Annotated in this window: 1 protein-coding gene; it reads right to left on the bottom strand. The window is 52.2% G+C overall.

The window, feature by feature from the left end; genetic code table 11:
- On the bottom strand, positions 1 to 274 hold a 274-nt coding region (locus HBA93_RS21070; RefSeq protein ID WP_221724569.1), incomplete at both ends, for a hypothetical protein.

The raw sequence follows: 274 nt of genomic DNA, 5'->3' as shown, positions 1-274 counted from the left end.
AGGGAAAGGGAAATGAACCAGATAAACGCTCTTGCCGATTCCTGTGACAAAGGCTTTCACGCCTTTTGCATCAACACCCAATTCGGAGCTGAACTCGGAGCGAACAACCGGGCTCTCGCGCCTTGTTTCCTTTTGCCATTTTACACCGCCTGTGGGCTGTGTCTCACGGCGATATTCGTAATAGGTCGTTTCGCCGAGATCACGTTCCATGCGTTCGGCAGTGGGTCCGAGATTGATGCGCGTGATGATCTTTGTGCCGACAGAAGCTATCAAC

Origin of the sequence: Ochrobactrum sp. SFR4 (assembly GCF_019730395.1) — a bacterium.
In the GTDB taxonomy this organism is placed as follows: Bacteria; Pseudomonadota; Alphaproteobacteria; order Rhizobiales; family Rhizobiaceae; genus Pseudochrobactrum.
This window is presented reverse-complemented; position numbering and strand designations above follow the sequence as displayed.